Source organism: Rhizobium sp. SVR5-9E (assembly GCF_056755095.1).
Map to the genome: position 1 here is coordinate 1 of NZ_JBNDHS010000050.1, position 25,154 is coordinate 25,154.

Annotated in this window: 25 protein-coding genes and 1 pseudogene; 3 read left to right on the top strand and 23 right to left on the bottom strand. The window is 61.6% G+C overall.

Annotated elements, in window-relative coordinates; all coding sequences use genetic code 11:
* The 11 genes and pseudogenes from ACPYOJ_RS21035 to ACPYOJ_RS21085 form a co-directional block, all read right to left on the bottom strand.
* A partial coding sequence (locus ACPYOJ_RS21035; RefSeq protein WP_481417970.1) for a GMC family oxidoreductase occupies positions 1–993 on the bottom strand: 993 nt, incomplete at its 3' end.
* 14 nt (positions 994–1,007) lie between these two features.
* Complete coding sequence (locus tag ACPYOJ_RS21040; RefSeq protein ID WP_481417971.1) at positions 1,008–1,784, bottom strand: 3-ketoacyl-ACP reductase; 777 nt, start codon at positions 1,782–1,784, stop codon at positions 1,008–1,010.
* Positions 1,784–3,286, bottom strand: a complete 1,503-nt coding sequence (locus ACPYOJ_RS21045) for a GMC oxidoreductase (RefSeq protein ID WP_481417972.1) — start codon at positions 3,284–3,286, stop codon at positions 1,784–1,786. Before ACPYOJ_RS21045 ends, ACPYOJ_RS21040 begins: the two co-directional genes overlap by 1 nt.
* 33 nt (positions 3,287–3,319) lie before the next feature.
* Entirely contained in the window at positions 3,320–4,828 is a 1,509-nt protein-coding gene (locus tag ACPYOJ_RS21050; RefSeq protein ID WP_481417973.1) for an aldehyde dehydrogenase family protein, read from the bottom strand.
* Positions 4,828–5,331 (bottom strand): annotated as a pseudogene (locus ACPYOJ_RS21055) (enoyl-CoA hydratase/isomerase family protein); the annotation flags it as partial. The pseudogene ACPYOJ_RS21055 and the gene ACPYOJ_RS21050, both read right to left, overlap by 1 nt.
* A gap of 55 nt (positions 5,332–5,386) precedes the next feature.
* Positions 5,387–6,388, bottom strand: a complete 1,002-nt coding sequence (locus ACPYOJ_RS21060) for a Gfo/Idh/MocA family protein (RefSeq protein ID WP_481417974.1) — start codon at positions 6,386–6,388, stop codon at positions 5,387–5,389.
* Complete coding sequence (locus ACPYOJ_RS21065; RefSeq protein WP_481417975.1) at positions 6,370–7,422, bottom strand: LacI family DNA-binding transcriptional regulator; 1,053 nt, start codon at positions 7,420–7,422, stop codon at positions 6,370–6,372. Before ACPYOJ_RS21065 ends, ACPYOJ_RS21060 begins: the two co-directional genes overlap by 19 nt.
* Before the next feature lie 422 nt (positions 7,423–7,844).
* Positions 7,845–8,162 (bottom strand): hypothetical protein, encoded by a 318-nt coding sequence (locus ACPYOJ_RS21070; RefSeq protein WP_481417976.1) that lies wholly within the window; start codon positions 8,160–8,162, stop codon positions 7,845–7,847.
* Positions 8,163–8,269: 107 nt separating this feature from the next.
* Positions 8,270–8,692 carry a secondary thiamine-phosphate synthase enzyme YjbQ gene (locus tag ACPYOJ_RS21075; RefSeq protein WP_481417977.1) on the bottom strand — a complete coding sequence of 141 codons (423 nt, stop codon included), beginning with the start codon at positions 8,690–8,692 and terminating at the stop codon, positions 8,270–8,272.
* A gap of 12 nt (positions 8,693–8,704) precedes the next feature.
* Complete coding sequence (locus ACPYOJ_RS21080; protein WP_481417978.1) at positions 8,705–9,058, bottom strand: DUF1428 domain-containing protein; 354 nt, start codon at positions 9,056–9,058, stop codon at positions 8,705–8,707.
* Positions 9,059–9,168: 110 nt separating this feature from the next.
* Complete coding sequence (locus ACPYOJ_RS21085) at positions 9,169–10,392, bottom strand: MFS transporter (RefSeq protein ID WP_481417979.1); 1,224 nt, start codon at positions 10,390–10,392, stop codon at positions 9,169–9,171.
* A gap of 353 nt (positions 10,393–10,745) precedes the next feature.
* Here ACPYOJ_RS21085 and ACPYOJ_RS21090 point away from each other — a divergent pair, with 353 nt between their 5' ends.
* The 3 genes from ACPYOJ_RS21090 to ACPYOJ_RS21100 all read left to right on the top strand — a co-directional run bounded on the left by ACPYOJ_RS21090 (position 10,746) and on the right by ACPYOJ_RS21100 (position 13,775).
* Positions 10,746–11,744 carry an ABC transporter substrate-binding protein gene (locus ACPYOJ_RS21090; RefSeq protein WP_481417980.1) on the top strand — a complete coding sequence of 333 codons (999 nt, stop codon included), beginning with the start codon at positions 10,746–10,748 and terminating at the stop codon, positions 11,742–11,744.
* 119 nt (positions 11,745–11,863) lie between these two features.
* On the top strand, positions 11,864–12,751 hold the full coding sequence (locus ACPYOJ_RS21095) for an ABC transporter permease (protein WP_481417981.1): 888 nt from the start codon (positions 11,864–11,866) through the stop codon (positions 12,749–12,751).
* Positions 12,744–13,775 (top strand): quaternary amine ABC transporter ATP-binding protein, encoded by a 1,032-nt coding sequence (locus ACPYOJ_RS21100; protein ID WP_481417982.1) that lies wholly within the window; start codon positions 12,744–12,746, stop codon positions 13,773–13,775. Before ACPYOJ_RS21095 ends, ACPYOJ_RS21100 begins: the two co-directional genes overlap by 8 nt.
* On the opposite strand, the gene ACPYOJ_RS21105 is transcribed toward ACPYOJ_RS21100, so the two are convergent.
* The 12 genes from ACPYOJ_RS21105 to ACPYOJ_RS21160 all read right to left on the bottom strand — a co-directional run bounded on the left by ACPYOJ_RS21105 (position 13,772) and on the right by ACPYOJ_RS21160 (position 24,950).
* On the bottom strand, positions 13,772–14,170 hold the full coding sequence (locus ACPYOJ_RS21105; protein ID WP_168830566.1) for a DUF427 domain-containing protein: 399 nt from the start codon (positions 14,168–14,170) through the stop codon (positions 13,772–13,774). The two genes, ACPYOJ_RS21100 and ACPYOJ_RS21105, sit on opposite strands and share 4 nt — an antisense overlap.
* A 90-nt stretch (positions 14,171–14,260) precedes the next feature.
* Positions 14,261–15,151: a DMT family transporter gene (locus tag ACPYOJ_RS21110; protein WP_481417983.1), complete on the bottom strand. Its 891-nt coding sequence runs from the start codon at positions 15,149–15,151 to the stop codon at positions 14,261–14,263.
* A gap of 71 nt (positions 15,152–15,222) precedes the next feature.
* Positions 15,223–16,029, bottom strand: a complete 807-nt coding sequence (locus tag ACPYOJ_RS21115) for an AraC family transcriptional regulator (protein ID WP_481417984.1) — start codon at positions 16,027–16,029, stop codon at positions 15,223–15,225.
* Between the two features lie 69 nt (positions 16,030–16,098).
* On the bottom strand, positions 16,099–16,896 hold the full coding sequence (locus ACPYOJ_RS21120; RefSeq protein ID WP_481417985.1) for an APH(3') family aminoglycoside O-phosphotransferase: 798 nt from the start codon (positions 16,894–16,896) through the stop codon (positions 16,099–16,101).
* A 109-nt stretch (positions 16,897–17,005) separates the two neighbouring features.
* Positions 17,006–17,167 carry a hypothetical protein gene (locus ACPYOJ_RS21125; RefSeq protein WP_481417986.1) on the bottom strand — a complete coding sequence of 54 codons (162 nt, stop codon included), beginning with the start codon at positions 17,165–17,167 and terminating at the stop codon, positions 17,006–17,008.
* A gap of 89 nt (positions 17,168–17,256) precedes the next feature.
* The gene (locus ACPYOJ_RS21130) at positions 17,257–18,357 is read right to left on the bottom strand and encodes a DUF930 domain-containing protein (protein WP_481418003.1); all 1,101 of its coding nucleotides are present in this window, start codon (positions 18,355–18,357) and stop codon (positions 17,257–17,259) included.
* 153 nt (positions 18,358–18,510) lie between these two features.
* Positions 18,511–18,804 carry a GYD domain-containing protein gene (locus tag ACPYOJ_RS21135; RefSeq protein WP_168830562.1) on the bottom strand — a complete coding sequence of 98 codons (294 nt, stop codon included), beginning with the start codon at positions 18,802–18,804 and terminating at the stop codon, positions 18,511–18,513.
* Positions 18,805–19,019: 215 nt separating this feature from the next.
* The gene (rpoD, locus tag ACPYOJ_RS21140) at positions 19,020–21,074 is read right to left on the bottom strand and encodes an RNA polymerase sigma factor RpoD (protein ID WP_168830561.1); all 2,055 of its coding nucleotides are present in this window, start codon (positions 21,072–21,074) and stop codon (positions 19,020–19,022) included.
* A 458-nt stretch (positions 21,075–21,532) separates the two neighbouring features.
* Complete coding sequence (locus ACPYOJ_RS21145) at positions 21,533–21,880, bottom strand: GFA family protein (protein WP_481417987.1); 348 nt, start codon at positions 21,878–21,880, stop codon at positions 21,533–21,535.
* 13 nt (positions 21,881–21,893) lie between these two features.
* Positions 21,894–22,931, bottom strand: coding sequence for an L-threonine 3-dehydrogenase (gene tdh / locus ACPYOJ_RS21150; protein WP_481417988.1), 1,038 nt, complete (start codon positions 22,929–22,931; stop codon positions 21,894–21,896).
* Positions 22,932–23,125: 194 nt separating this feature from the next.
* Positions 23,126–24,313: a glycine C-acetyltransferase gene (locus ACPYOJ_RS21155; protein ID WP_481417989.1), complete on the bottom strand. Its 1,188-nt coding sequence runs from the start codon at positions 24,311–24,313 to the stop codon at positions 23,126–23,128.
* Positions 24,314–24,467: 154 nt separating this feature from the next.
* Positions 24,468–24,950, bottom strand: coding sequence for an NUDIX hydrolase (locus ACPYOJ_RS21160; protein ID WP_481417990.1), 483 nt, complete (start codon positions 24,948–24,950; stop codon positions 24,468–24,470).
* Positions 24,951–25,154 lie beyond the last annotated feature (204 nt).

Genomic DNA, 25,154 nt, shown 5'->3' on the forward strand with positions numbered 1-25,154 from the left:
CACGGGCCCCGAGCGGAAGAGCACATATTGTAGCCCTGCCCAGAGCGTGCGGTGCAGCTTGGCGACGCCGTCATAGGTGTGGTCGCCGGTGCATTCGGAGATGACGAAGAGATCGAGGTGATCCTGCAGATTGCCGCCGACGCCGGGCAGATCATGCTTCACCGCCACGCCCACCGCTCTCAGATGGTCCGCGGGCCCGATGCCGGATTGCAGGAGCAGCTTCGGCGAGCCGATCGCGCCGGCGGAAACAAGCACTTCGCGCTCGGCCCGGATGGTCTCGGTGCCATTTCGGCCGACAACTTCGACGCCGACGGCCTTTCTGCCTTCGAGCACGATCCTCGTCACGCGCGCATTCATCCGGATGGTAAGGTTCTTCCGATCCCTGATCGGCGACAGATAGCCAAGCGAGGCCGACGAACGGCGGCGGTTGCGCTGCGTCAGCTGGTAGAAGCCGACGCCGGCCTGCTGACGGCCGTTGAAATCGTGATTATAGGGAATGCCCAGCTCCTGGCCGGCCCGGATATAGGCGTCGCAGATCGGCAGCGCGGAAACCGGCATCGAGACGCCGAGTGGTCCACCATAGGCGTGGTAGTCATCGGCAAAACGCTGGTTGTCTTCGGCACGTTTGAAATAGGGCAAAACCGAGCGATAGTCCCAGCCCTCACAGCCGTCCTCGCTTGCCCAGAGGTCGTAGTCGGCCGCATTGCCGCGTGTATAAAGCTGCGCATTGATCGACGAGCCCCCGCCGATCACCTTGGCCTGCGTATAGCGAAGCACCCTGCCCTTCATATGCTTCTGCGGCGCCGTCTCCCAGCCCCAGCTGGCGACACCCTTCGTCATTTTCGCAAAGCCGGCCGGCATGTGGAACAGTGGGTTCCAATCGCTGCCGCCCGCTTCCAGAAGCAGCACCTTGACCTCCGGGTCCTCGCTCAGCCGGTTGGCGAGCACGCAGCCGGCAGGTCCGCCACCGGTAATGATGTAGTCATATGCCATCTCAACTCCCCCGCTCAAAGGCGGCCAATCGAAAGCCCGCCGCCCGCCTCGATTACCGAGCCCGTGGCGAAGGCGAAAATCCCGGATGCAAGCGCGGCGACAATCATACCGATGTCCTGGGCCTCCCCCCAACGTTTCATCGGCACCAGCCCAGCTGCGATCAACACATCGTATTTCTCAGAAAACTTCTCCGCCATCGCCGTGCGGATGATGCCCGGCCGCACTTCGAAGACGCCGATGCCGCTGTCCGCAAGCCGCACCGCCAGGCCCTTGGTGAAAGCCGAAAGGCCGGCCTTGCTGATGCAATAGTCAAGGCGCTCCGGGGAAGTCAGTCCCGACGACACGGAGGTGATGTTGATGATCGAGCGGCTTGCTTGCTCTTTCGCGCTCGTTAGCATCGCCTTGGCGACGGCCTGCGTGAAGAAGATCGTTCCGCGCAGATTGGTGTCGAGCACCGTGTCGAAATTCTCCGGCTTCAGCTCGAGGAAGTCGCCGCGGACCACCGAGCCGACGCCGGCATTGTTCACCAGGCAATCGATTCCGCCGAATTTTTGCAGCACTTGCTCGACGGTTGCGGCATGCCCGCCGGTATCGGCCAGATCCGACTTCAGATAGACGGCCTCAGCCCCGGCCGTGTGCAATGTCTCGATCACCTGATCGACCGGCTCGGCATCCTCTATTCCGGTGATCGCGATATCATGTCCCGCCTTCGCCAGCGCCTCGGCGATCGCCAGTCCGATGCCGCGTCTCCCGCCGGTGACAAGTGCGACCGGCCGTCTTTCGCCCGCCATCACGCCAGCTCCTTCTGCAGGATATGATCCCCAACGCGCAGCGCCTGTGCCGCCACCGTCAGCGCCGGGTTGACCGCAGCCGACGTCGGCAGATAACTCGCGTCGACGACGAAGAGGTTCGGGTGGTCGAAGGCGCGGCACCAGATGTCGAGCGGCGCGGTCGCCGGATCATTGCCGATCCGTACCGTGCCGCATTGATGCGACGGCGTCCGCTTGTCGAAGGCACGCGAGAGCACCAGCGGGAAGCCGGCTGCCTTCAGGGCCTGCTTCAGCTTCTTCACCAGCATCAGGTGCGCCGGCCAGTTCGTGCGCACCCACTGCAGCAGAATGCGCTCGTCCTTGACCATGATGCGGCTTTCCGGATGCGGAATGTCCTCGCTCATCGCGTAGAAATCGATCGCATGCGCCGAGAGCTGGTTCAGCATCCATTCCGGCACCGAAGGCATGTTCCCCTTGAGAATCGCGCCCGAGACGCGGCCGAGCAGTTGGACGTTGCCGAGCGGCGGGCCGCCCTCACCGTCCGAGAGGTAATAATCGTTGAAGCCGAATGTCTTCTGATAGATCGAAGTATTCCGAAAGGTCGGCGAGACGGCGATCACGGCGCTCGAATTGTGATTCATGAAATTGCGGCCGACCTGATCCGAGCTGTTGGCGAGCCCGTTCGAATTCCTGTCATCGGCCGAGCGCAGCAACAGCACGGCGGATTGCACCGCGCCCGCGGAAAGGATCACCAGTTTCGGGGATACCGCTTCCTCGGCGCCATTCCTCCGGTAGTAAACCGTCTCGATCCGCCTGCCATCCGGCGCCGCTTGCAGCCGCGTCACCGGCGATCCGGTCTGCAGGCGTACATTCGGATGCTGTAGCGCCAATGCGAGGCCGATCGTCTCGGCATCCATCTTGCCGTCGAAGCTGTTGGGATGGGCGTCCCATGGCGTCTTTGCCTTGGCGAGCCACCGCTCGATATCGATGCCGAGCGGCAGCGAATAGGGATGCAAGCCGTTCCGCTTCATGCGTTCGCGGACAAGGGCGATCGGCGGCTCGTCAGGCACCGGCGGAAAGGCATAGCCTTGGGAATGCGCCGGTTCGGTGGGATCTTCGCCTGTCTGCCCGCGCACCTGATAAAGCTGCTCCGCGTGGCTATACCATGGCTCCAGCTCCTCATAGGGAAACGGCCAGGCTGGCGAGACGCCCTCCAGGTGCTGCATCTCGGCGAAATCCTCGCGACGGTAGCGCACCATGACCGCGCCGAAGAATTTCGAGTTGCCGCCGACATTGTAGTAGTTGCCGGGATTGAACGGCTTGCCGTCCATCTCGTACCAGAATTCCTTGGGCCGAAAGTGGCCGCGCTGGAAGATCGCGCGCTGGTCGCGGTTTTCGGGCCGGTCCTCGATATGACCGCCTGTCTCGAGGATGAGAATGTCGGCGCCCGAGGGCGCCAATGCGGAAGCGATGGTCGCCCCGCCGATTCCAGAACCGATAATGACGATATCCGGCTGCTTCACTACGCGATCCTCCCAGAACGCAATGCCTGCAGCTTAGCGCGGCATCCACCAGCCCGTGCGGGCGCCGATATGCATGTTGAGCGTCTTGGTCTCCGTATAGTCCTCCACCGCATGTCGCCCCAGTTCGCGGCCGAGGCCGGATTGGCGATAGCCGCCGAAGGGCAGTTCCGCCGCGCCATCCATGAAGGTGTTCATCCAGATCGTGCCCGCCCGCACCTTGCGCCCGATCGTCAGGCAGGTGTCGAAGTCGCGGCTCCAGACGCCGGCGGAGAGGCCATATTCCACTGCATTGGCGATGCGGATCGCCTCGTCCACCGTCTCGAAGGTCAACACCGAAAGGACTGGCCCGAAGACTTCCTCGCACGCAACGGCCATGTTCGGCTTGACGCCGGAAAGGATCGTCGGCGCCATGTACTGGCCGAAACCGAAATCGATATGGCTGCCGCCGAGCGCGATATTCGCGCCGCTGCCTGCCGCCGCGGAAACATAACCCTGAACCTTTTCGAGGTGCTGCGGCGTGATGATCGCGCCCACCTGCGTCGACGGATCGAGCGGATCGCCGACCCTGACCTTCTGCGACAGGGCCGCCACCCGAGCGGTGACCTCCTCGGCGATGTCGCGATGCAGGATCAGTCGCGATCCGGCATTGCAGCATTCGCCCGCGTTGAAATAGGCACCGAAGACGGCTGCATCGATGAAGGCATCGAGATCGGCATCCGGGAAGACGATCTGTGGGTTCTTGCCGCCAAGCTCCAGCGACACCTTCTTCAAGGTCTTCGAGGCGTTCTCCATCGTCAGCCGTCCGACACCGGTCGAACCGGTGAAGGAGACCATGTCGACGTCCGGATGGCCGGTCATCGTCGGGCCGACGGCAGCGCCGGTGCCGACGATGATGTTAACGACACCCGCCGGAACACCCGCCTCCATCAGGATCTCGCCAAGCACGAGCGTCGAGCCAGACGTGAGCTCCGACGGCTTGACCACCGCCGTGCAACCCGCCGCAAGCGCGAAAGGCAGTTTCTGGCTGACGATCAGGAACGGGAAGTTCCAAGGGGTGATGATCGAGACGACGCCGACCGCCTCCCGCAGCACGACGCCGAGCGTTCCATCGCCCAGCGTATTGTAACTCTCTCCATGCAGATCGCGGGCCAGTGCTGCCGCATAGCGCCAGATATCGGCGGCTCCCGCGATCTCGCCCTTCACCTGCGTGATCGGTTTGCCCGCCTCGATCGCATCAAGATAAGCGAGTTCATCGGCGCGCGCGGCGATCATGTCCGCCGCCTTGAGCAAAATGCCGGAGCGCTCGGAAGCCGTCATGCGCGGCCAGGGACCGTCATCGAAGGCCTTGCGGGCGGCTGCAATCGCCTTGACCGCATCATCCTTCGTCGCCGCCTTGTAGCGGCTGACGGCAACGCCATGGCTCGGCGCCACGCGCTCGATCGTGCCCGCCTCAACCCCCTCCACCCATTTGCCATCGATCAGCATGCTGAACTCGCGGACCTTCGCGTCCGCCAGCTTCTGTGGCTTCACCAGTACCGTCATCACCATTCTCCCTTGAATTGTGCCGGGCGCTTTTCGGCGAATGCCGCAACGCCCTCTTTGAGATCGCCGGTCTTTGCCGCCAGGATGGACCCCAGCGCCTCAACCGCGGCGCCATTGTCCTCGCCATTGGCCGATGCGATCAGAAGCTTCGAAATCTCCAGCGCCGCCGGGCCGCGCTGCGCGATGCGCGCCGCATAGTCCTTCGCCGCCGCAAGCGAGGTGCCGGTTTCGACCACGGCATCGACAATGCCGTTCGCCCTCGCCTCCTCCGCCGAAAACATCTCGCCGCCGAGCACCATGCGGCGAACGATCTGCGCGCCGAAGCGCTTGACCAGCCGCTGCGTGCCCGACCAGCCGGGGATCATGCCAAGGCCCGTTTCCGGCAGGCCGATCCTGATCTGCGTTTCGGCGATGCGGATATCCGCAGCACCCGCCAGTTCCGGACCGCCGCCCAGCGCGTGGCCGTTCAGCGCCGCAATCAGCGGCATGCGCAGCGTCGCCATCGCGCCATCCGGGATCAGAGCAGCTGCTTCTGCCGGTGTGATGTGCTTGTTCATTTCAAAGTCCCGGTTCGATCTTGACCGACTTGCCGGTCCTTGCGGCTTCGACGACCGCAAGGCCGGTCGCGAGCGACCAGACGCCGTCCTCCCCCGTCGCGGACGGCTTGCCCTTCCCGGCAACGGCATCGTGGAACGCCTGCAGTACCACCTTGTAGAGGTTGGTGCTTTCGAGTTGGAGCTCGGTCTCGCCTTCCGCATTCCGTAGAGTCACGCTGCCGACCGGACGCTGAGTCATGACGTTGCGGGCGACGATCGATCCGTCGGTGCCATGCACCTCCAGCCCGGTCTCGGCGTATTTCGTGGTGAAGCCGTCATGGAACTGGGCGATCACGCCGGATTTGAAGCGCAGCACGCCCATGACGGCGTCCTCCAGGCCGGCCTTGCCCATGCCGCCGCTCTGGCCGAAGGCGATCGCCTCCACGGGATCGTCGCCGAGCACGAAACGCAGCGTATCGGCATCGTGCACGGTAATATCGAGAATGACGCCGCCACCCGCTTCCGGCCGGTCGAGCCGCCACCCCTGCAGATGCGGCGGCAGATAGACCGCATGGAAGACGCGGGCGCCGAGCGGCGTGCCGATCTTGCCGGCGGCAATCGCGTCGCGTATCGCCCGATGCGTGGCGGCATTGCGCAGGTGATGGTTCGTCGCCAACACCACGCCCGCATCGCTGGCAGCCTTCACCATGGCCTTCACGTCGGCCAGACTCATGGCCAGCGGCTTCTCGCACAGCACATGCTTGCCCGCCTGGATGGCCGCCAGCGTCTGATCGCGATGAAGCTCGTTCGTGGTCGATATATAGACGGCCTCGACGTCAGGATCATTGACGAGATCGGCAACGCTCGTCACCGATTTCGCAATCCCGTTCTCGGCCGCATAAGCCTTGCCGCGCGCCGCATCCGTGCTCATCACGGAGACAACCTCGCCCCCGGCTGCGCGGATCGCGCCGATCACCCACTCTCTCGCAATCGTACTTGCGCCGATCAAACCCCACTTTGCCATCGCACTCCTCCTTGAATGCCTGCGCCGGAGCTTTCGCGAACGACGAGACGCACGCTGCTGATCAGCGTCTCCGGCTCGGTCGTCCCCGAATTGATCTGCTTCAGAAGCAGCTGCGCCGTCCGCCGGCCCATGCCTTGCGGATCGACGGAAACGGTCGTCAGCGCAGGGACCGCCGTTTTTGCCTCGATGACGTCGTCGAAACCGACGACAGCGAAATCGGCGCCCGGCTCCATCCGCCTGCTTCGAAGGCCGTCACAGACGCCGAAGGCGACCGCGTCATTGAAACAGACCGCAGCTGTCGGCGGGTCAGCAAGCCGCATCGCCCGCTCTATCGCATCAACGCCGCCTGCCCGCGACGGTGCCGCGTCGACTGCCAGATCCTCGTCGAAATGCAGGCCCGCCCTGCTCAACGCATCGCGATACCCCGCAAGGCGCTCGTGAAACACCGCGGTATCCGGAAAACCGCCCAGAAAGGCGATGCGGCGATGGCCAAGCTCGGCAAGATGCCGAACGGAAGCCGCCGCTCCCGCATGATTATCCGAAGTCAGCGACGAAACCCGCGCACCGGGAACATTGCGAACCGCCACTACCACCGGAATCCCGGCCTGGGCGAGCGCCCGGAAATCGGCAGCTTCGGTGCCGCGTGCCGGCGAGATGATGAGCCCGGAGATCCCGTGTTCGCGCATTGAGGCTATGACCTCACGCTGCCGGTCGATGTTCTCGCCTGTATTGGCGAGAAATTGCACGTAACCAGCCGATTGCATGACGCTGTCGATACCGACAGCGAGTTCGGCAAAGAAACTATTGGTGAGGTCGTTCACCACCATGCCGACGATCTTCGACTTGGCATTTGCCTGTCTCAGATTGGCGGCGCTGCGGTTATAGACATAGCCGAGCTCGCGGATCGCGGAATTCACCTTCGCCCGCGTGCCGTCGTTGACGAGCGAGCTTCCCTGCAGAACGAGTGACACAGTCGACTTCGAAACGCCCGCAGCGTTCGCAATGTCGATCACGGTCACCCGCTCCCTTCCCATGGCGCTCCTCCTCCAAAAGAACGATCAAAATTTATTGGAACGTTCCAAGTATGTCAAGCAAATTAGCTGAAAATGATGGACTACGGCCCTAAGCTGCGGGAGCATACTATTGGAACGGTCCAACAGCCATTGAAATGTGGGCTCGCATGGCGGACCTGTGACGGCCATTAAATTCAACCTTTGACGCAAAGGCGTACCGGAATGGACGAAAGTGAACTTTGCAGCCGTACTCTACGGTACTAGAGACATCGGCGTCGCTTCCGTTTTTCCCCGAAGCGGCGCGAACTCCAGCCTCGCTTACGCGAGGCTTTTTTCTTTTCGCCGCCCGCCTCCTGACAATAAAAAACCGCCCTTGCCATGATCCGAGGAGAAGTGGCAAAGGCGGTTCTTGCGCCATGTCCGAAGACCGGCGGTCTGCTATTCTAGCGGCGGATCAACGGGCAACCGTGCACGTTTGCGAAGGACACCCGGTCCCAGCCACGGCGGGCACGGCCTTCAACGACGACACGACGGGGTGTGACGTTAACGACCTGCACGTCGCGCAGGCCGGACCAGCGAGCCGCACGAAGAGCCTCTCTCGGCGAGCAACCACCCCGCATCGGCGGCGGCGGGCGATGATACTGAACGTCGACAATAACGCCGCGCTCCGGGCTTGCGGCTGCAGCGCTCGACACGGTGGCCGGAATAGAAGCAATGGCAAGCAATGCCGCAAGTGACGCTTTGGCAATAAGATTGGTCATTCAGGGTTTCCTTAGTTTCAATGTGTGCACGAACCGTCCCGTCGGGGATGACTCGACACTAGACGGCTAAAGCTGAATGATGTTCGAATTGCGCATTCAGCCTCGGTTCAGGCGCTGAGATGCAGCAGGATCTCGCGACTGTGAGGACGGTCGCGATGCTCGAAAAGGTAGAGGCCCTGCCAGGTGCCGAGCGCCAGCCTGCCGCTCGTAACGGGTATGCCGATTGAAACCTGCGTCAGCGCCGCCTTGATGTGGGCGGGCATATCGTCTGGTCCCTCTGCCGTATGGACGATCCAGCGCATCGACGGGTCCGATGACGGCGGCACGAGCCGACGGAAAAAGGCGTTGAGGTCCGTCTGCACGTCGGGATCGGCATTCTCCTGGATCAGCAGCGAGCAGGAGGTGTGGCGCACAAAAACAGTAAGCAGACCTTCGTCGGCGCCGCAGGCGCGGACGAAGGCCGCCGCTTGGTCGGTGAATTCATAAAGGCCCTGGCCGCGGGTCGAGATGGAGATAATCCTCTGGGGCATGGGCCTCCTCTGTCAAAGTTCAACGATTGTTTGAAAGCCGCCGTAGATCATGCGCTTGCCGTCGAAAATCGTCTTCCATTCTTCGCCCTTCAGCCGCGGATCGGCCATGACCTTGGCGAGAATGTCGTCGCGCTCTTTTCGCGAAGGATAGGTTACCCACGCGAAGACGACCGTCTCGTCGTCCGTAGCCTGAACGGCGCGCGGGAAGGATGTGAGTTCGCCATAGGGCACGTCGTCAGCGACGCACTCGACATATTTGAGTGCGCCGTACTCCTTCCAGATCGAGCCCGCGAAGGCTGAGAATTCCTTGTAGGCATCCACCTTGTTCTTCGGGACCGCTACGATGAAACCGTCGACATAAGTCATTTTGCATTCTCCCAATTTGCTGTTGGCGCTTCAAGGACGAATGACGGGCGCGAGGCCCGACAGCCTCGACGATAACATAGGCGTGATCCGGCGTTTTTCAGCCGCAGGGGCTAGCCCTGAAGCGTCCTGACCTTGGCGAGATCGGGGAAAAGACGCGTCCACATCAATACGACGGCAATGGTGCCGACGCCGCCGATGATGCCGGCGACGACAGGTCCCATGAAGCCCGCCAGCATGCCGGATTCAAACTCGCCGAGCTGATTGGACGTACCGATGAAGAGCGAATTGACCGCATTTACGCGGCCGCGCATCTCATCCGGCGTCAAAAGCTGGACGAGCGAGCTGCGCACCACGACGCTGACGGTATCGGATGCCCCGACGACGAACAGCGCGCAAACGGACAGCGCGATATTGGTGGAGAGCGAAAAGACGATCGTCGCCACGCCGAAGACCGCGACGGCAGCGAGCATCTTGATTCCGACATGGCTCCTCAGCGGCCGCCGCGCCAGCATGATCGACATGGCGAGGGCACCGATCGCCGGTGCGGCGCGCAGCAATCCCAACCCCCAAGGACCGGCATGCAGGATATCCCGCGCAAACATCGGCAGCAGCGCGGTGGCGCCGCCGAGCAGCACGGCAAAGAGATCGAGCGAGATCGTCCCGAGCACGACCGGACGGCTCCGGATAAACGAGACGCCGGCAAATACCGACGTCAGCGTCACCGGCTCGCGTTTAGCAGGCGTCCACTGCATGCGGATCGAAATCACATTGAAGCTGGCAACGGCAAAGAGCACGGCAGCAACGGCAAAGGGTGCGACCGGATGGACGCCGTAAAGCAGGCCGCCGAGCGACGGACCGACGATGAATGCCGTCTGCTGCATCGAGGTAGTCGTGGCGACCGCCCGCTGCAGCATCGATCCGGGGACGATGTTCGGCAGCAGTGCTGCCATGGTCGGCCGCTCGAAGGCGGTGGTGGCGCCCAGGATCGTGACGGCAACGAGAATACCCGCCGGCGTCAGCCACTGCTGCCAGGTAGCGATCGCAAGCAACAGCGAGGTCGCTGCCTCGATCAGTTGGCAGACAAGGCCGATGCGGCGGCGGTCGAAACGATCGGCGACGTGGCCGACGACGAAGGTCAGCACAACCATCGGCAGGAACTGGCAGAGGCCCACGAGCGCCAGCGCAAACGCGCTGTGCGTCTGGTCGTAGATCATCCAGCCCATCGCGATCGCGACGCATTGGAATGAAAGGGAGGAGAAAACGCGAGAAGCCGCGAAATTGAGGTAACCGGGATGACGAAGAACGCTACCCGGCAGCGCTTGAACAGTATCCATTTGAACACTTCCGGCCGGCGGAACCCGCTGAGCCATTTATAGGATTTTTATAAGTGTCTGTTCTGCCTGGATGGCTGGCTTGTCAACCAATGGCGGAAAATTTAATCATTGCCACTGAAAGAAAAATCACCGCGCCTGCGGCTTGCGCTCGAGCAAATGGGCGCGGGCGCCTCTGTGGCAGGCAGTGCCGCAAGCAATTTCAGCAATCATTGAAAGAAAGCGTCAATGCGCCATTTTCTGACGCAATCGGGATGGCGCATGGCGGATGAAAGCAGGCTCAATAGGCTTGCTGGCGGACGCGGTGCCGCAGGCGCCCGGGTTCACGTTACACCGCGACCAGAGGGAACAAGAAAATGAAAGTACTTTTGGCTTCCACCGTCCTTGCCGCCGGCCTGCTCGGTCTTGGAGGCGCGGCTTCGGCCGCCGAATGCGGCAATGTCACCATCGCGAGCATGAACTGGCAATCTGCCGAAGTTGCAGCCAATCTCGACAAGGTCATCCTCGAGGAAGGCTACGGCTGTACAGCCGAGATCGTCAGCGGCGATACGGTGCCGACGCTGACCTCAATGGCTGAAAAGGGCGAGCCGGATATCGCGCCGGAAGCCTGGGTGAGCCTGCAGCCGGAACTCGTCAAGCGCGGCCTGGAAGGCGGCAAGGTCGTGGCGGCCGCCAAGATCCTCTCCGACGGCGCCATCCAGGGCTGGTGGATTCCGAAGTACATCGCCGAAGCCCATCCCGACATCAAGACGATCCCGGATCTGTTCAAGCATCCGGAACTCTTCCCGGCTCCGGAAGACAAGAGCAAGGGCGCCGTCTTCAACGGCCCGCAGGGCTGGGGTGGCACAGTCGTGACCACGCAGCTCTTCAAGGCGAACGGCGGCGACAAGGCGAATTTTACTCTGGTTGACACCGGCTCGGCAGCCGGCCTTGATGGCTCGATCGCCAAGGCATACGAAGGCAAGCAGGCCTGGGTGGGCTATTATTGGGCTCCGACTTCCCTGCTCGGCAAGTACGAGATGGTGAAGCTCGGCTATGGCGTTGACTATGATGCGGCGGAATGGAAGCGCTGCACCTCCATTGCCGATTGCCCCGATCCGAAGCCGAACGCTTGGCCTGCGGACGACGTTCAGACGCTGGTGAGCAAGACCTTTGCCGATCGCGCGGGCCCGGCCATGGACTATCTCAACAAGCGCGCGTGGACGAACGACACGGTCAACAAGCTCATTGCCTGGATGACCGACAATCAGGCAACCGGCGAAGATGGCGCCAAACACTTCCTCAAGGAAAACGAAGCCCAGTGGAAGGAATGGGTCTCTCCGGAAGTTGCCGAGAAGATCAAGGCCTCACTCTGATCCCTCATGATCTGGAGGCAGGCGGCGCCTTGACATTGAGGCACCGTCAGCCTGATCCTTTTGCGCGACGGCCATGAGAAGACGATGGCCGCCGCTGCTTTTGCCATGGGGAACTCGACATGGACTGGCTCTGGAAATTTCCAACGATGGATGCCGATACGCTGCGTATCTTGAAAAAGAACGTGGACGAAGGCTTTCGCGCTTTCACCCGCGCTTACGGCGATAGCATCGAATCCTTCTTCAGCCCGCTTCAAAGCTTTCTGATCTGGGCTGAAAGGCTGCTCACCGGAATGCCCTGGCCGCTGGTGATCCTGATTATTGCCGGCCTCGCCTGGCTTGCAAGCCGCAACTGGAAGATCGTTGCAAGCTGTATCGTGACGCTTCTCCTGATCGGCTGGTTCGACATGTGGGAAGACACTATGAAGACCGTTTCCATGATCTTCGTCTGCACTGTGCTTTCGATCGCCATCGGGATCCCGATCGGCATCGGCATGTCGCGCTCCAACCGACTGCAGAGCATCGTCAATCCGGTGCTCGACGTCATGCAGACCATGCCGAGCTTCGTCTATCTGATCCCCGTCGTCATGCTGCTCGGCATCGGCCGCGTACCGGGGGTGATTGCCGTCGTCATCTACGCGTTGCCGCCGATGATCCGTCTCACCAATCTCGGCATCCGCCTGGTGGACAAGGACGTGCTCGAAGCGGCCGACGCCTTCGGCTCATCGAGCTGGCAGAAACTGTGCAACGTCCAGCTGCCGCTTGCACTGCCGACCATCATGGCCGGCATCAACCAGACCATCATGATGGCGCTCGCCATGGTCGTCATCGCCTCGATGATCGGCGTCCAGGGCCTCGGCCAGCCGGTGCTCAAGGCCATCGCCAACCAGTACTTCACGCTCGGCGTCTTCAACGGTCTCGCCATTGTCGGCATCGCAATCATCTTCGACCGCATCAGCCAGGCCTATGGTCTGAGGCTGCAGAAGCACCGGGAAGTCGTGCATGGCTAGTCAATCGATCGAAATACGCAATCTCTACAAGATCTTCGGTCCGCGCGGCCGCGATTTTGTCGAGGCGGTCTCCAAGGGCATGTCGAAGACCGAGCTCAACAAGGAGCACGGGCACGTCCTCGGCCTCAAGGACATCAACATCTCGATTCCCGGCGGCAGCATCACCGTCATCATGGGGCTTTCCGGCTCGGGCAAGTCGACCCTGATCCGCCACATCAACCGGTTGATCGACCCGACCGCGGGCGAAGTGCTCTACGGCGGCACCGATGTCTGCAAGATGAACGAGGACGGGCTTCGCGAATTCCGCCGCCGCAGGACGGCGATGGTGTTCCAGAAATTCTGCTTGCTACCGCATCGCAACGTGCTGCAGAACACTGTCTACGGGCTCGAGGTCCAGGGCGTTCCGAAAGCGGAACGCGAAGACCGCGCCAATGTCTGGATCAAGCGCGTCGGGCTCGACGGATTTGGCGGCCACTACCCGAACCAGCTTTCAGGCGGCATGCAACAGCGCGTCGGCCTTGCCCGCGCACTCACCAACGATGCAGAGATCCTGTTGATGGACGAGGCCTATTCGGCCCTCGATCCCCTGATCCGCGTCGACATGCAGACCGTGCTGCTCAACCTGCAGAAAGAGCTGAAGAAGACCGTGGTCTTCATCACCCATGATCTCGATGAAGCATTGCGGCTTGGCGACAAGATCGCCATCCTGCGCGACGGCGAGGTCATCCAGCAGGGAAGCGCCGCCGATATCGTGCTCAACCCGGCAAACGACTACATCGAGGCCTTCGTGAAGGAAGTGAACCGCAGCCGTGTCATCCGGATCGAAGCACTGATGGAGCCATTGAGCAATCCTGCAAGCGAGACCGTCATCCGCATCCCCGGCCAATTGACCGTCGAGGAAGGCATGCGGATAATGACGGAAAGCAACGTGAACCACGCGACCGTCACCAGCGGCGATGGCCTCCCCGCCGGCCGGGTCTCGCTGGAAGGTCTCGTGCGCTGTCTGGTCGGAGCGGAGCGTTAGAACTGGCCGGCCTCGGGCGCCTGCAACTCCTCGATCGAATCCACCCGATCGGGATAGAAGGCCATGTGGTCCTTTATCTCGCGGACGGCGTCGTTCGGCGCCTCATAGGTCCAGATCGCATTCTTGGAGCGCTCTCCGCCCGGCACGATACTGTAATAGGACGCGTCGCCCTTATAGGGACAGCGGGTCGAATGATCGGTGCGCGCGAGCAGCGACATGTCGACGTCCTTGCGCGGAATATACTGCACCGGCGGATAGGAAGCCTCACATAACGTCAGCGCATCGTGCGTATCCGCAATGACCCAGCCGTCGAGCTTGACGACGACGCGGGCTGGATTGTGTTCGATGGTGATTGGATGATCGGGCCCGGGAATCTTGATCGGCTTGTCTGACATGACGTCCGCCTCCGCAAACTTGTCTGCCTCGTACATAGGGCCGTACTAGAGGCTTCCCAAGGGCGGCCGTCGACGTTTTGAACGTGCCAGTCACGCGCGCCGCACGCGGACAAGCGCGGAAAACCCGAGCCCCAGGACGGCGGTGAGCACGCAGGCGATTCCAAGAAGCTGGTTGAGGCGGACGTCTTCGCCAAGCAGAACGAAAGCGAGGATGACGGCGGAGACCGGTGCGATCGCGGTGAACAGAGACGCCTCGCTGCCGCTGACGCGCTCGGAGCCCGCATACCATAGAATGAACCCGCCGACGGTCGGCACGAGCGCATAATAAAGAACGGCGATCAGCGCCGCGGGTGAGAATCCGCTTGCGGCATGGTTTTCGAACAGGGCCGCAATGCCCGCGACGGCCAAACCGATGCCCGTCATCAGCGCCGACTGCGTCAGCGGCGGTATCTCGGTTTGCATGCGCTTGTTGAGGAGGATGAACAGCCCTTCGCAGAAGACCGCCCCAAGGATCAGCGCATTGCCGGCCAGTGAGCCGCCCGCCAATGCGCCGGGCGTTGCGGCGATCGAGAAAACGCCAGAGGCGGCAAGCGCGATCGCAGCCAGCAAAAAGCGATGCGGCCTCTCGCCGAGAATGAGGATCGAGATCGCCGCCGAGACGACCGGCAGCGTACCGATGATGACGCCGGCGTTTGCCGCCGACGTCAGTCGAAGGCCCGAGATCAGCAGCGTCGTGTAGCCGACGCTGCCAGCCCCTGCCTGCGTCAGGAGGATCAACCAGTCGTGGCGGGACAGTCTTGGCAGCCGGGACCGGGTAAGATGCATCAAAAGGAGGAAGAAAGGGAAAGCCATGGCGAAACGCAGCGCCGTTGCCGTAAACGGCGGAAGACCCGACGCGATGACCTTGCTTGCGATGACCGTGCTGCCCACCGTGATCATCGCCAGCGTCAGATAGATGTAGCCTTGAAATGGTCTCGTCATTGCCCTCTCCGTTTTGGTGGACGAAGAGAACCGCGAAGCCAGAGAAACATCTTGAACGAAATTGCAGGCCGTCAGACCAATGCTCTCGCGTAGGTGCGCGGCGACAGACCGTATCTGGCGACGAAGACGCGTGTCATGTGGCTCTGGTCTGCAAACCCGCTGGCGAAGGCAGCCTCGGCAAGCGGCGTCCCGGAAGCGATCAGGCGGCGAGCCAAGTGGATCCGGGATTGGATGACATAGGCGTGCGGCGTCATTCCCGTTGCTTTTGCGAAGCTACGCAGGACCTGAAATCGGCTGAGTCCGCTTTCCCGCGCGAGATCGGCAAGCGAGAGCTTGGCGAGGGGATCATCGTCGATCAGAATTTTTGCCTTGGCGACAGCCCCCGGAGCCGTTCGCGCGGTCTCCGGCATCGGCTGCTCCCGCATGACGTCCGCGACCAGCGCGAGGAGTCGCTCCTCGCGCGCGAGATCGTCCTGCGCGGGTCCGCCGGTGACGGCAGCAAAGAGGCTGGCGAAGCGCCCCGCTAAGGCAACATTGTGGATGACCGGCTGCGGGATTTCGGAGCGCATCGCCCTGCCCTCACCGATATCGTTCGTGAGGTCACCGATGACGGCCGGGTCGAAGTAGAGGATGCGCCACGACCGCCCCTCGCCGATCGGCGCGCCGTCATGGACTTCATTCGGGTTGACGGTGATGAGGTCACCGGCTTGCGCCTCGACCATGCCACGCCCGCTCAGCGACCTCTGAGCTCCAGCGAAAATCAGGCCAATGCCGAATTGCTCATGGGTATGCCGCGGGAAGCTGTGCCGCGTCCGCGCCTCGACCGCTTCGATCCCGGCTATCGCCGAGCGAAGCATCCTGAATTGGCTCGTTGCCATGCCTACTCCGGGCTACGATCAACGCCAGCCACTGTGCCAGCAGCACAGGCTATCTGCAATCACCGGAAGTCAGAAGAACTCGTCAAGGAGCTGGTAATAATCAAGCCGCGCCGGATCGATATCCGCCATTCCGTAGGCATCGAGGAAGGGCCGAACCAAAGCGGCGCCGAGATTGAACTGGATGCTGCGGCAGGCAAGCGCGATGTCCTGATAGCGGTCGGCAACGCCGAGACGGCTGCAGTCGATATAGCCGGAAAAGCCGCCATTCAGCGCGATGAAGTTCGGCAGACAGGCATCGCCATGCGCCACCACAAGATCCTCGCCGCCAGGCCTCATATTCTCGAGATCGGCAAAGAGCGCTGCCGCGCCCCTGCCCATCCGCACCGCATCGAAGTCCATCTCGTCGACGACGCCGGCCTCCATGCGCGCCTTCGCGACCGCGATGCGCCTTTCCAGCCGATGATCGAAAGAGCAGAGACGGACATCAAGGCGATGCAGTTCGACAAGCGCAGCCGCCGTGATCTCGACGCGCTTCAAGGGGGAAAGCGCAGAATTGCTCGCGAGGTCGCAGCCCGGCAGCGCCGTCATCAGCAACCAGTTCCTCGCTCCATCGGCTGTCTGGGCGACGACATCGGGACAGGCAAGGCCCATGGACTTCAGCCAGCCAAGCCGGGCCGCTTCGTCGCTGAGCTCGGAAAAAGGACCTGCTTTTTCGACCTTCAGGTAAAGCGTCGTACGGCCGTCCGCCTCCAGCCTGAAGACATTTGCGGCGGAACGGCCCATCGCATCGCGCAGCAGCCGATAGCCGGAAAGATGTGCGGCAATTGCCAGCGGCATCCCTTCGCGCTCAGGAAGCCAATCGTTCATGGAAAGTCCCCGAGCTCGCTGCGCAGCATCATGGGCTACCGCAATTCATCTCCGCGGACAATTGCGCAGCAAACGGGCGCTCTCGAAATTGAACGCCTGTCCGGTGATGTCAATGCAGCCTTTCAGGGCGGATTTCGTCGGAGAGGATTTTCAAGGCATCTTCGAGTGCGGCGACAAGAATATCGGTCAGCTCGTCACCCTTGTTTTCGAGAAACGCGTGCCTCGCGGCCTCATCTTGCATTTCGAAGAAGCGGTCAATGTCGATCGACATCTCCTGGTCCTTTCAGTCATCGGAACATTCTGCGATGAAAGCGGACTACAGGGGCTCACTTGCGCAAGGCTGACGCAGCACGCCGCCTGTCAGTATTCCGGAAAGCCGCGGGCCCGCCATTGGCTGGGCGGGATCGGATCGCCGACGTCAACGGCGAACGAGACAACCTTGGTGACGCCCTCGTCCACCTCGCAGCGGTATTGAACGTCATACCAGCCGTCGCGCGTGCGAAAAGCGCCGCGGCGGATATCAAGCACCGTGCCGCGCGGCAGAGCATAATTGGGGACCATCACCGGACTGTAGGCAGGCGAGCTGTGAATAAGCTGCTCGCGAAGCTCCGTGCTGCAAAGTTGGGCGGCCCGCCTGCCCCGCGGCAGGTTGCCCATTGCGGTCCGGGCGATCGGATCATCCGTTTCGTTCTGCGAGAACAGCGTTTTGGCTTCTTTCAGCTCACTCGGCTTTTCAGCCTTCGCCATCTCCGTCTGCTTGGTCTTCGGTTTTTCAGACGGCTTCGCGTGTTCGAGCGCGACCTTCGCCTCATCTTGCGCGCCAGCCGCAGGACCGTCCTTCGGCGTGTCGATATTGGCGACATCCACCTGCGGCAAGTCAACGTCCTCCGGTACGGGATTTGCCGGCGGCTTGTCGGTAACGGGCGGCTTTGCCGCAGCCGTCTCGACTGGCTTGGGCTCCTCGGGCTTCGGCTCATCGGGCGGCGTTACCGGCGGCTTGCCGGCCTCCGCCGCAGCATTGCCCGTGTCGGATTTCCGGGGGCCGGTATCCTTGTCGCCGAATTCGAAGACGGGCCTCAGAACAGGCATGGGTTGACCCTTCCCCTCCTTGCCGGAGAGGTCATTCTTCGCCTCGGATTTCGGCGCTTCAGGCGGCTTTTCTTCCGGCTTGGCCTCTGGTGGCGGAGGTGGCGGTGGCGCTGGCGGGGGTGCCGGCGCCTTTTCCGCCTTCTCCTCTATCTTTGGCATCTCTGGCGGCTTTTCAGCCGGCTTCTTCTCTTCCGGCTTTTTCTCTTCGGGCGGCGGCACCAGATCGACGTTTACGGTCTCTTCTTTGGGCGGTTCGGGCGGCCGGTCTGGTAATTTGACGAGGAAGAAGGCGACAACGGCGACGTGCAATGCAATCGAGGCTGCCACGCCCCAACTGATCTGCCCCCAGCGCTTTTTGACGATCTTCTGCATGCCCACGGATGATGCTCACGACAAGCTACCGATGTGGCCTTTTAAGAAGGCATCATCAAGCCATAAAACAAAAAAGTGCTTTCCGCGCGGCCGGTCGAGAGCCGCGCGGCGGATGGTCCATATCTTTTATTGTTCACGCGCCTGCGATTGCAACTAGCTGAGAGAGCCTATGATTTCACGATAGGCAGCCTCGGGGAATGCCTTCAGCGTCCGCGTACGAACATTGCCGCCCGTCGCAAGTTGCAGGGTAAACCGTGCCATCACGGCATCGTCCGGCGCCTCGCATACGGCGACCATGTCGTAGTCGCCCATCGTCAGAAAGAAGTTCTTGAAGGAGCCGCCCATATCGCCGAGCGCCTTCTTGGCCGCGTCCAGCCGTTTTGCCGAGTCGCGTGCAGTGCGAATGCCTTGATCTGTCCAGTTGATAAGCATGACATAAGTGGTCATTGCACACCTCCCCACGGAGGGTTTTGGTCCACGCAGGTATGTGGCGACCTTGCTCACGCGCTGCGGCCGGTCCCTTCCCCCGTGCGCAGACTATACCATTCCGGCCTGCGGAAAGCGAAGGAATGTGTGGAGCCCAAACGCGAAAGAGCCGGACGAACCCGGCTCTTCAATCATCAAATCAGTCGCACGACGGCTGCCGCGCAGCCGGCACGTGCTTAGCTGTCCAGGAAGCTGCGAAGCTTTCTGGAGCGGCTCGGGTGCTTGAGCTTGCGCAGCGCCTTCGCTTCGATCTGGCGGATACGTTCGCGGGTGACCGAGAACTGCTGGCCGACTTCCTCGAGCGTGTGGTCCGTATTCATGCCGATGCCGAAGCGCATGCGCAGCACGCGCTCTTCGCGCGGCGTCAGCGAGGCGAGAACACGGGTCGTCGTCTCGCGCAGGTTCGCCTGGATCGCGGCGTCGATCGGCAGCAGCGCATTCTTGTCCTCGATGAAATCGCCGAGATGCGAATCTTCCTCGTCACCAACAGGGGTTTCGAGCGAGATCGGCTCCTTGGCGATCTTCAGGACCTTGCGGACCTTTTCGAGCGGCATGGCCAGCTTTTCCGCCAGTTCTTCCGGCGTCGGCTCGCGGCCGATCTCGTGCAGCATCTGGCGCGACGTGCGGACGATCTTGTTGATCGTCTCGATCATGTGCACCGGAATGCGGATCGTGCGGGCCTGGTCGGCAATCGAACGGGTGATCGCCTGACGGATCCACCAGGTCGCATAGGTCGAGAACTTGTAGCCGCGACGGTACTCGAACTTGTCGACCGCCTTCATCAGGCCGATGTTGCCTTCCTGAATGAGGTCGAGGAACTGCAGGCCTCGGTTCGTGTACTTCTTGGCGATGGAAATGACGAGGCGAAGGTTCGCTTCGACCATTTCCTTCTTGGCGATGCGCGCTTCGCGCTCGCCCTTCTGCACCATGTGCACGATACGGCGGAATTCCGAAATCGAGATGCCGGTTTCCGTCGCGAGGTTCTGGATCTCCTGGCGGATGTCGCGGATCGTCGTGTTTTCGCCCTTGGCGAATTCCTTCCAGCCGCGCGCCGCCAGATTGCCGATCGACTTCATCCAGTTCGGATCGAGCTCGGCACCCTGATACTGTTCCAGGAACGAGTCGCGCTTGACGCCGTAGGATTCAGCCAGACGCAGCAGGCGGCCTTCGTTCTGAACGAGGCGCTTGTTGATGTCGTAAAGCTGCTCGACGAGCGCTTCGATGCGGTTCTGGTTGAGCGACAGCGACTTGACCGCCTTGATCAGCTCGTCCTTCAGTTCCTTGTAGCGGCGCTCCTGCGCGGAAGACAGCGTGCCGGTGGCGGCAAGGCGCTGCTCGACCTGCTGGTCCTGCAGCTTGCGCAGCTTCTTGTAGGTCTCGGCGATAAGGTCGAGCGTTTCCATGACCTGCGGACGCAGTTCCGCTTCCATAGCGGCCAGCGACAGGTTGGATTCGTCCTCGTCCTCTTCTTCCTCTTCCACAGGCAAGCCTTCGCCGCCGACATCGGTGATGTCGTCGTCGCCGGAACGCGGGCGGCGCGTCCTTTCCTTTTCCTCGGCGGCCTTGCGGTCGGCCTCGATCTTCTCCGGGCTCTGGAACTGCGGCGCAGCCTTGGCTTCCGGACCGGAATAGGTCGTTTCGAGATCGATGATCTCGCGAAGCAGGGTCGTGCCCTCGTTCAGTTCGTCGCGCCAGATGATGAGCGCCTGGAAGGTGAGCGGGCTTTCGCAGAGGCCTGCGATCATCGTTTCGCGGCCGGCCTCGATACGCTTGGCGATGGCGATTTCGCCTTCGCGCGACAGAAGCTCGACGGAACCCATCTCGCGCAGATACATGCGCACCGGGTCGTCGGTACGATCGGTCGGCTCCTTCTTCTTGGCAGTCGCAAGTGCGGTGCCGCTGGAAGGTGCGAGTTCGCCGCCCTCGCTCTCCTCATCGCCGCCGGCGTCGTCGTCGTCGGTGCTGCCCTGGCCCGCCTCTTCGGCTTCCTCGTCTTCGATGACGTTGATGCCCATGTCGGACAGCATCGCCATCGTGTCTTCGATCTGCTCGGACGTCACTTCCTCGGACGGCAGGACGGCGTTCAGCTCGTCCATCGTCACATAGCCGCGCTTCTTCGCGGCCTTGATCATTTTCTTGACCGCGTCATCGGAAAGATCGAGAAGAGGGCCGTCGGATGCGCCGTCGCGTTCGACTTCCGCTTCTTCGTTCTCTTTGACCTTGGTTGCCATTTATATCGTCGCCTTCCTGACGCTATTCAAACTCGCTACGGTGAATGGCCCTCGAAGCCTGAGCGCGCAAACGCAAGCCTCGAATCACCTTTTTACCCACCTAACGGGATGACCTTTAAAGCCCGATTAACCACAATTGCCGGCCCAGAATGACAGAGCTTCCATGCATCGAAATCACCGGCCATGGTTATGTGCGATCCGCCCTGACCCAGTCCACCGCTTTCAAGTCGAACGGTGATTCCCACAATTTTTGTTCTCGTCAAGCTTTTCCACAAAAAAAGCCGTCAAAAACATGGAAAAAGCCTTATCCACAGGCTTGGAACCGCTCAAGCGATCGCTTCGCTTAGATAGGATGTCACCAGGAAAAGACAAGGGCGCAACGCCCTCGCCCCTCATATCGGTGTTGTCTGCGGCTTTATAGTGGCGGCCGCCACCTCTTCTGCAGGCGGCAGCATAACCTAGTGCGACAGTCCGTCGTAATGCGTCACCTTCAATGCCGCGAGATCGATGGCCGGAATGCAGCGGAGGTTGATTGACGCCATTGCCGTGCCGTCGGGAGCGTCGGCCTCGCCGAACGGTGCGATGCCACAATTCGAGCAGAAGTGATGCTTGATGACATGCTTGTTGAACGTATAGGTCGAGAGGTTCTCCTCAGGCGTTTTCAGCGTCAGCTTCGCGCGCGGCACGAAGCCTAGGAGACCGCCTCGACGCCGGCAAAGGGAGCAATTGCAGTCGAGAGCTTCCTTGAAATCGCCCTCCACCTCGAAAGCGACATTGCCGCAATGGCAGCTTCCCTCGTAAATCATCATCCTATCTCCCTCATATCCAATCCATCACGACCTTGCCGGAATTGCCCGAGCGCATCGCCTCAAAGCCATCCCGGAACTCATCGATCTTGATGCGGTGCGTGATGACCGGCGAGAGGTCGAGCCCGCCCTGCACGAAGGCGATCATCTTGTACCATGTCTCGAACATCTCGCGGCCATAGATGCCTTTCAGGTTCAGCATCTTGAAGATGACCTTGTTCCAGTCGATTTCGAAACCGGCCGGCGCAATGCCGAGAATGGCGATCTTGCCACCATTGTTCATCTTGTCGATCATGTCGCGAAAGGCCGGTGCCGCACCCGACATCTCCAGGCCGACATCGAAGCCCTCCGTCATGCCGATCGCCTTCATGACATCGGCCAGATTCTCCTTCGACGCGTCGACGACGTAATCGATGCCGAGTTTGCGCGCGAGGTCCAGCCGATGCGGGTTGATGTCGGTGATGACCACCTTGCGGGCGCCGGAGCGCTTGGCGACGAGCGCCCCCATGATACCGATCGGGCCCGCGCCGGTGACAAGCACGTCTTCACCGACGAGATCGAAGGAAAGCGCGGTATGCACCGCATTACCGAAGGGATCGAAGATCGCAGCGATCTCGTCGGGAATATCATCCGGGATCGGCACGACATTGCTCTCGGGGATGCAGAGGAATTCACCGAAGGAACCGGGGCGGTTGACGCCGACGCCCAGCGTGTTGCGGCAGAGATGGCCCCTTCCCGCTCTGCAGTTACGGCACTTGCCGCAGACGATATGGCCTTCGCCGGAGACCCGCTCGCCGACATGGTACTTGGTGACGGCCGAACCGATCTCGGCGATTTCGCCGCAGAATTCATGGCCGACGACCATCGGCACCGGAATGGTCTTCTGCGCCCACTGGTCCCAATTCCAGATGTGGACGTCCGTGCCGCAGATAGCGGACTTCTTTACGCGGATCAGCACGTCGTTCGGGCCGACCTCCGGAACCGGAACGTTCTCCATCCAGAGCCCGACTTCCGCCTTCGACTTGACCAGCGCCTTCATCATGTTCGACATCGTTTTTTCCTTGCTTGGCGCCCCGGCCTCATCTCCCTTCTCCCCTGGGGGAGAAGGTGCCCGAAGGGCGGATGAGGGGGCCGCAGACGTCCAAATTAATTGCTCGCCGCTTGCGCTTTGAGCCTTGCTTCGCTCGCCCCCTCATCTGTCCTTCCGGACATCTTCTCCCCGCTGGGGAGAAGGGCGAATTGTCTTCAAACAACACCAAGTTCGCGACCGGCCTCGGCAAAGGCTGCGATCGCGCGCTCGACATCCGCCGTGGAATGCGCAGCCGACATCTGGGTGCGGATGCGGGCCTGGCCCTTCGGCACGACCGGGAAGGAGAAGCCGATGACATAGACGCCCTTCTTCAACATCAGCGCCGCCATGTCCTGCGCCAGCTTGGCATCGCCAAGCATGACGGGGATGATCGGATGCCCCTCGCCCGCCAGCGTAAAGCCCAGCTTCGTCATCTCGGAGCGGAAAAGCGCTGCATTGGCGGAAAGCTTCTCGCGCAACACGTTGCCGTTTTCGATGAGGTCGAAGACCTTGAGCGAAGCGGCGGCAATGACCGGAGCGAGCGTGTTGGAGAAGAGATAAGGCCTCGAACGCTGGCGCAGCCAGTCGACGACTTCCGCCTTGGCCGAGGTATAGCCGCCGGAAGCGCCACCCAGCGCCTTGCCGAGCGTGCCCGTGATGATGTCGATTCGGCCTTCAACACCGCAATGTTCCGCCGAGCCACGCCCATGCTTGCCGACGAAGCCGACGGCATGGCTGTCGTCGACCATGACCATCGCGCCGTATTTCTCGGCGAGATCGCAGACGCCCTGCAGATTGGCGATGATGCCATCCATCGAGAAGACGCCGTCGGTGGCGACCATCTTGAAGCGGCTGCCCTCTGCCTTTTTCAGCTCTTCTTCGAGCGCCTTCATGTCATTGTTGGCGTAGCGGAAACGCTTGGCCTTCGAGAGCCGCACGCCGTCGATGATCGAGGCATGGTTGAGCGCATCGGAAATGATCGCATCCTCTTCGCCGAGCAGGGTCTCGAAGAGGCCGCCATTGGCATCGAAACAGGAGGAATAGAGAATCGTATCCTCCATGCCCAGAAACGATGAGATGCGCGCCTCGAGCTGCTTGTGCTCTTCCTGCGTACCGCAGATGAAGCGGACGGAGGCCATGCCGTAGCCATAGCGGTCGAGCGCCTTCTTGCCCGCTTCGGCCAACTCTTCGTTGTCGGCAAGGCCGAGATAGTTGTTGGCGCAGAAATTCAGCACCCGCTCACCGGAGGCGACTGCGATCTCGCCGGCCTGTTTCGAGGTGATGACGCGCTCGGACTTATAAAGTCCGGCGTCCTTCAGCGAGGCGAGTTCGGATGTCAGATGCGAAAGAAACGCTGATGTCATTGGAAACACCGTGTTCGAGAGATTGCTGTGATCGGCAATTAGTACATAACAGGCGGGGATTTCGCGAGAACGCTACGGAATATTTTTGAACCAGGCGACCCTCCGCCCCTTATGAGAAGGGCCGCAGTCACTCTGCTCGTCCTCTATGAAGCCTTCACATCGGATGGTCTGTCGACTGAAGTTGGTCGAGAAGCGCGCCAAGCATCGCCCGTTGCCCCTTGAGCAGCTTGATCTCGGCATCGGCAAGGGCAAACCAGCCAGCCCTGTCCACCTCTGGGAAAGACTGGATCCTCCCTGACTTTGGAGGCCATTCCATCTGAAACATCGAGCTCTTTATCGCGTCCACGTCCAATACCGGATCCGCCTCGACCGCCCAGACGGTCACGACCTTCCCGCCCGGCTGACGGTACTCTCCGAGATGGACGAACGTCCCCTCGATGGCGACGCCCAGTTCCTCCCGAGCCTCGCGGGTCGCGGCAGTCAACTCGTCCCCGCCCGGCTCCACGAGGCCTTTCGGAATGGACCAGGCGCCTTCATCCTTCTTCGCCCAAAAGGGGCCGCCGGGATGCACCAGAAGAATTTCCAGTTGGCTACTTGATCGGCGGTAAATGAGAAGCCCGGCGCTTCGAACCGGCATCGGCTGCTCCCAGGGTTGGTCCGGGTTCAAGGCACTCGTTGCAGATGCCGCAACCGTCCTCATCCATCGAAAGTCTCGAGCGCTGTCGCTGACAACATAGACAGACCATCGTGTCCCGCGAGGAGCTTTCTTCCCGCTCGGGTGGCAGGATCTCCATCCTCGGGTTTGAAGAAAAGTCAGCCGTCAGCTCGCCCATCTCGATGC

What these genes read in the sequence shown, in the direction of transcription:
- ACPYOJ_RS21095 (WP_481417981.1), top strand. Translation starts at nt 11,864, where the DNA reads ATGGACTGGCTCTGGAAATTTCCAACGATGGATGCCGATACGCTGCGT.
- ACPYOJ_RS21065 (WP_481417975.1), bottom strand. Translation starts at nt 7,422, where the DNA reads ATGGGAAGGGAGCGGGTGACCGTGATCGACATTGCGAACGCTGCGGGC.
- ACPYOJ_RS21060 (WP_481417974.1), bottom strand. Translation starts at nt 6,388, where the DNA reads ATGGCAAAGTGGGGTTTGATCGGCGCAAGTACGATTGCGAGAGAGTGG.
- ACPYOJ_RS21090 (WP_481417980.1), top strand. Translation starts at nt 10,746, where the DNA reads ATGAAAGTACTTTTGGCTTCCACCGTCCTTGCCGCCGGCCTGCTCGGT.
- ACPYOJ_RS21080 (WP_481417978.1), bottom strand. Translation starts at nt 9,058, where the DNA reads ATGACTTATGTCGACGGTTTCATCGTAGCGGTCCCGAAGAACAAGGTG.
- rpoD (WP_168830561.1), bottom strand. Translation starts at nt 21,074, where the DNA reads ATGGCAACCAAGGTCAAAGAGAACGAAGAAGCGGAAGTCGAACGCGAC.
- ACPYOJ_RS21050 (WP_481417973.1), bottom strand. Translation starts at nt 4,828, where the DNA reads ATGACGGTACTGGTGAAGCCACAGAAGCTGGCGGACGCGAAGGTCCGC.
- ACPYOJ_RS21105 (WP_168830566.1), bottom strand. Translation starts at nt 14,170, where the DNA reads ATGTCAGACAAGCCGATCAAGATTCCCGGGCCCGATCATCCAATCACC.
- ACPYOJ_RS21155 (WP_481417989.1), bottom strand. Translation starts at nt 24,313, where the DNA reads ATGACATCAGCGTTTCTTTCGCATCTGACATCCGAACTCGCCTCGCTG.
- ACPYOJ_RS21125 (WP_481417986.1), bottom strand. Translation starts at nt 17,167, where the DNA reads ATGTCGATCGACATTGACCGCTTCTTCGAAATGCAAGATGAGGCCGCG.
- ACPYOJ_RS21070 (WP_481417976.1), bottom strand. Translation starts at nt 8,162, where the DNA reads ATGACCAATCTTATTGCCAAAGCGTCACTTGCGGCATTGCTTGCCATT.
- ACPYOJ_RS21120 (WP_481417985.1), bottom strand. Translation starts at nt 16,896, where the DNA reads ATGAACGATTGGCTTCCTGAGCGCGAAGGGATGCCGCTGGCAATTGCC.
- ACPYOJ_RS21135 (WP_168830562.1), bottom strand. Translation starts at nt 18,804, where the DNA reads ATGACCACTTATGTCATGCTTATCAACTGGACAGATCAAGGCATTCGC.
- ACPYOJ_RS21145 (WP_481417987.1), bottom strand. Translation starts at nt 21,880, where the DNA reads ATGATTTACGAGGGAAGCTGCCATTGCGGCAATGTCGCTTTCGAGGTG.
- ACPYOJ_RS21085 (WP_481417979.1), bottom strand. Translation starts at nt 10,392, where the DNA reads ATGGATACTGTTCAAGCGCTGCCGGGTAGCGTTCTTCGTCATCCCGGT.
- ACPYOJ_RS21130 (WP_481418003.1), bottom strand. Translation starts at nt 18,357, where the DNA reads ATGCAGAAGATCGTCAAAAAGCGCTGGGGGCAGATCAGTTGGGGCGTG.
- tdh (WP_481417988.1), bottom strand. Translation starts at nt 22,931, where the DNA reads ATGTCGAACATGATGAAGGCGCTGGTCAAGTCGAAGGCGGAAGTCGGG.
- ACPYOJ_RS21075 (WP_481417977.1), bottom strand. Translation starts at nt 8,692, where the DNA reads ATGCCCCAGAGGATTATCTCCATCTCGACCCGCGGCCAGGGCCTTTAT.
- ACPYOJ_RS21160 (WP_481417990.1), bottom strand. Translation starts at nt 24,950, where the DNA reads ATGCCGGTTCGAAGCGCCGGGCTTCTCATTTACCGCCGATCAAGTAGC.
- ACPYOJ_RS21100 (WP_481417982.1), top strand. Translation starts at nt 12,744, where the DNA reads ATGGCTAGTCAATCGATCGAAATACGCAATCTCTACAAGATCTTCGGT.
- ACPYOJ_RS21040 (WP_481417971.1), bottom strand. Translation starts at nt 1,784, where the DNA reads ATGGCGGGCGAAAGACGGCCGGTCGCACTTGTCACCGGCGGGAGACGC.
- ACPYOJ_RS21110 (WP_481417983.1), bottom strand. Translation starts at nt 15,151, where the DNA reads ATGACGAGACCATTTCAAGGCTACATCTATCTGACGCTGGCGATGATC.
- ACPYOJ_RS21115 (WP_481417984.1), bottom strand. Translation starts at nt 16,029, where the DNA reads ATGGCAACGAGCCAATTCAGGATGCTTCGCTCGGCGATAGCCGGGATC.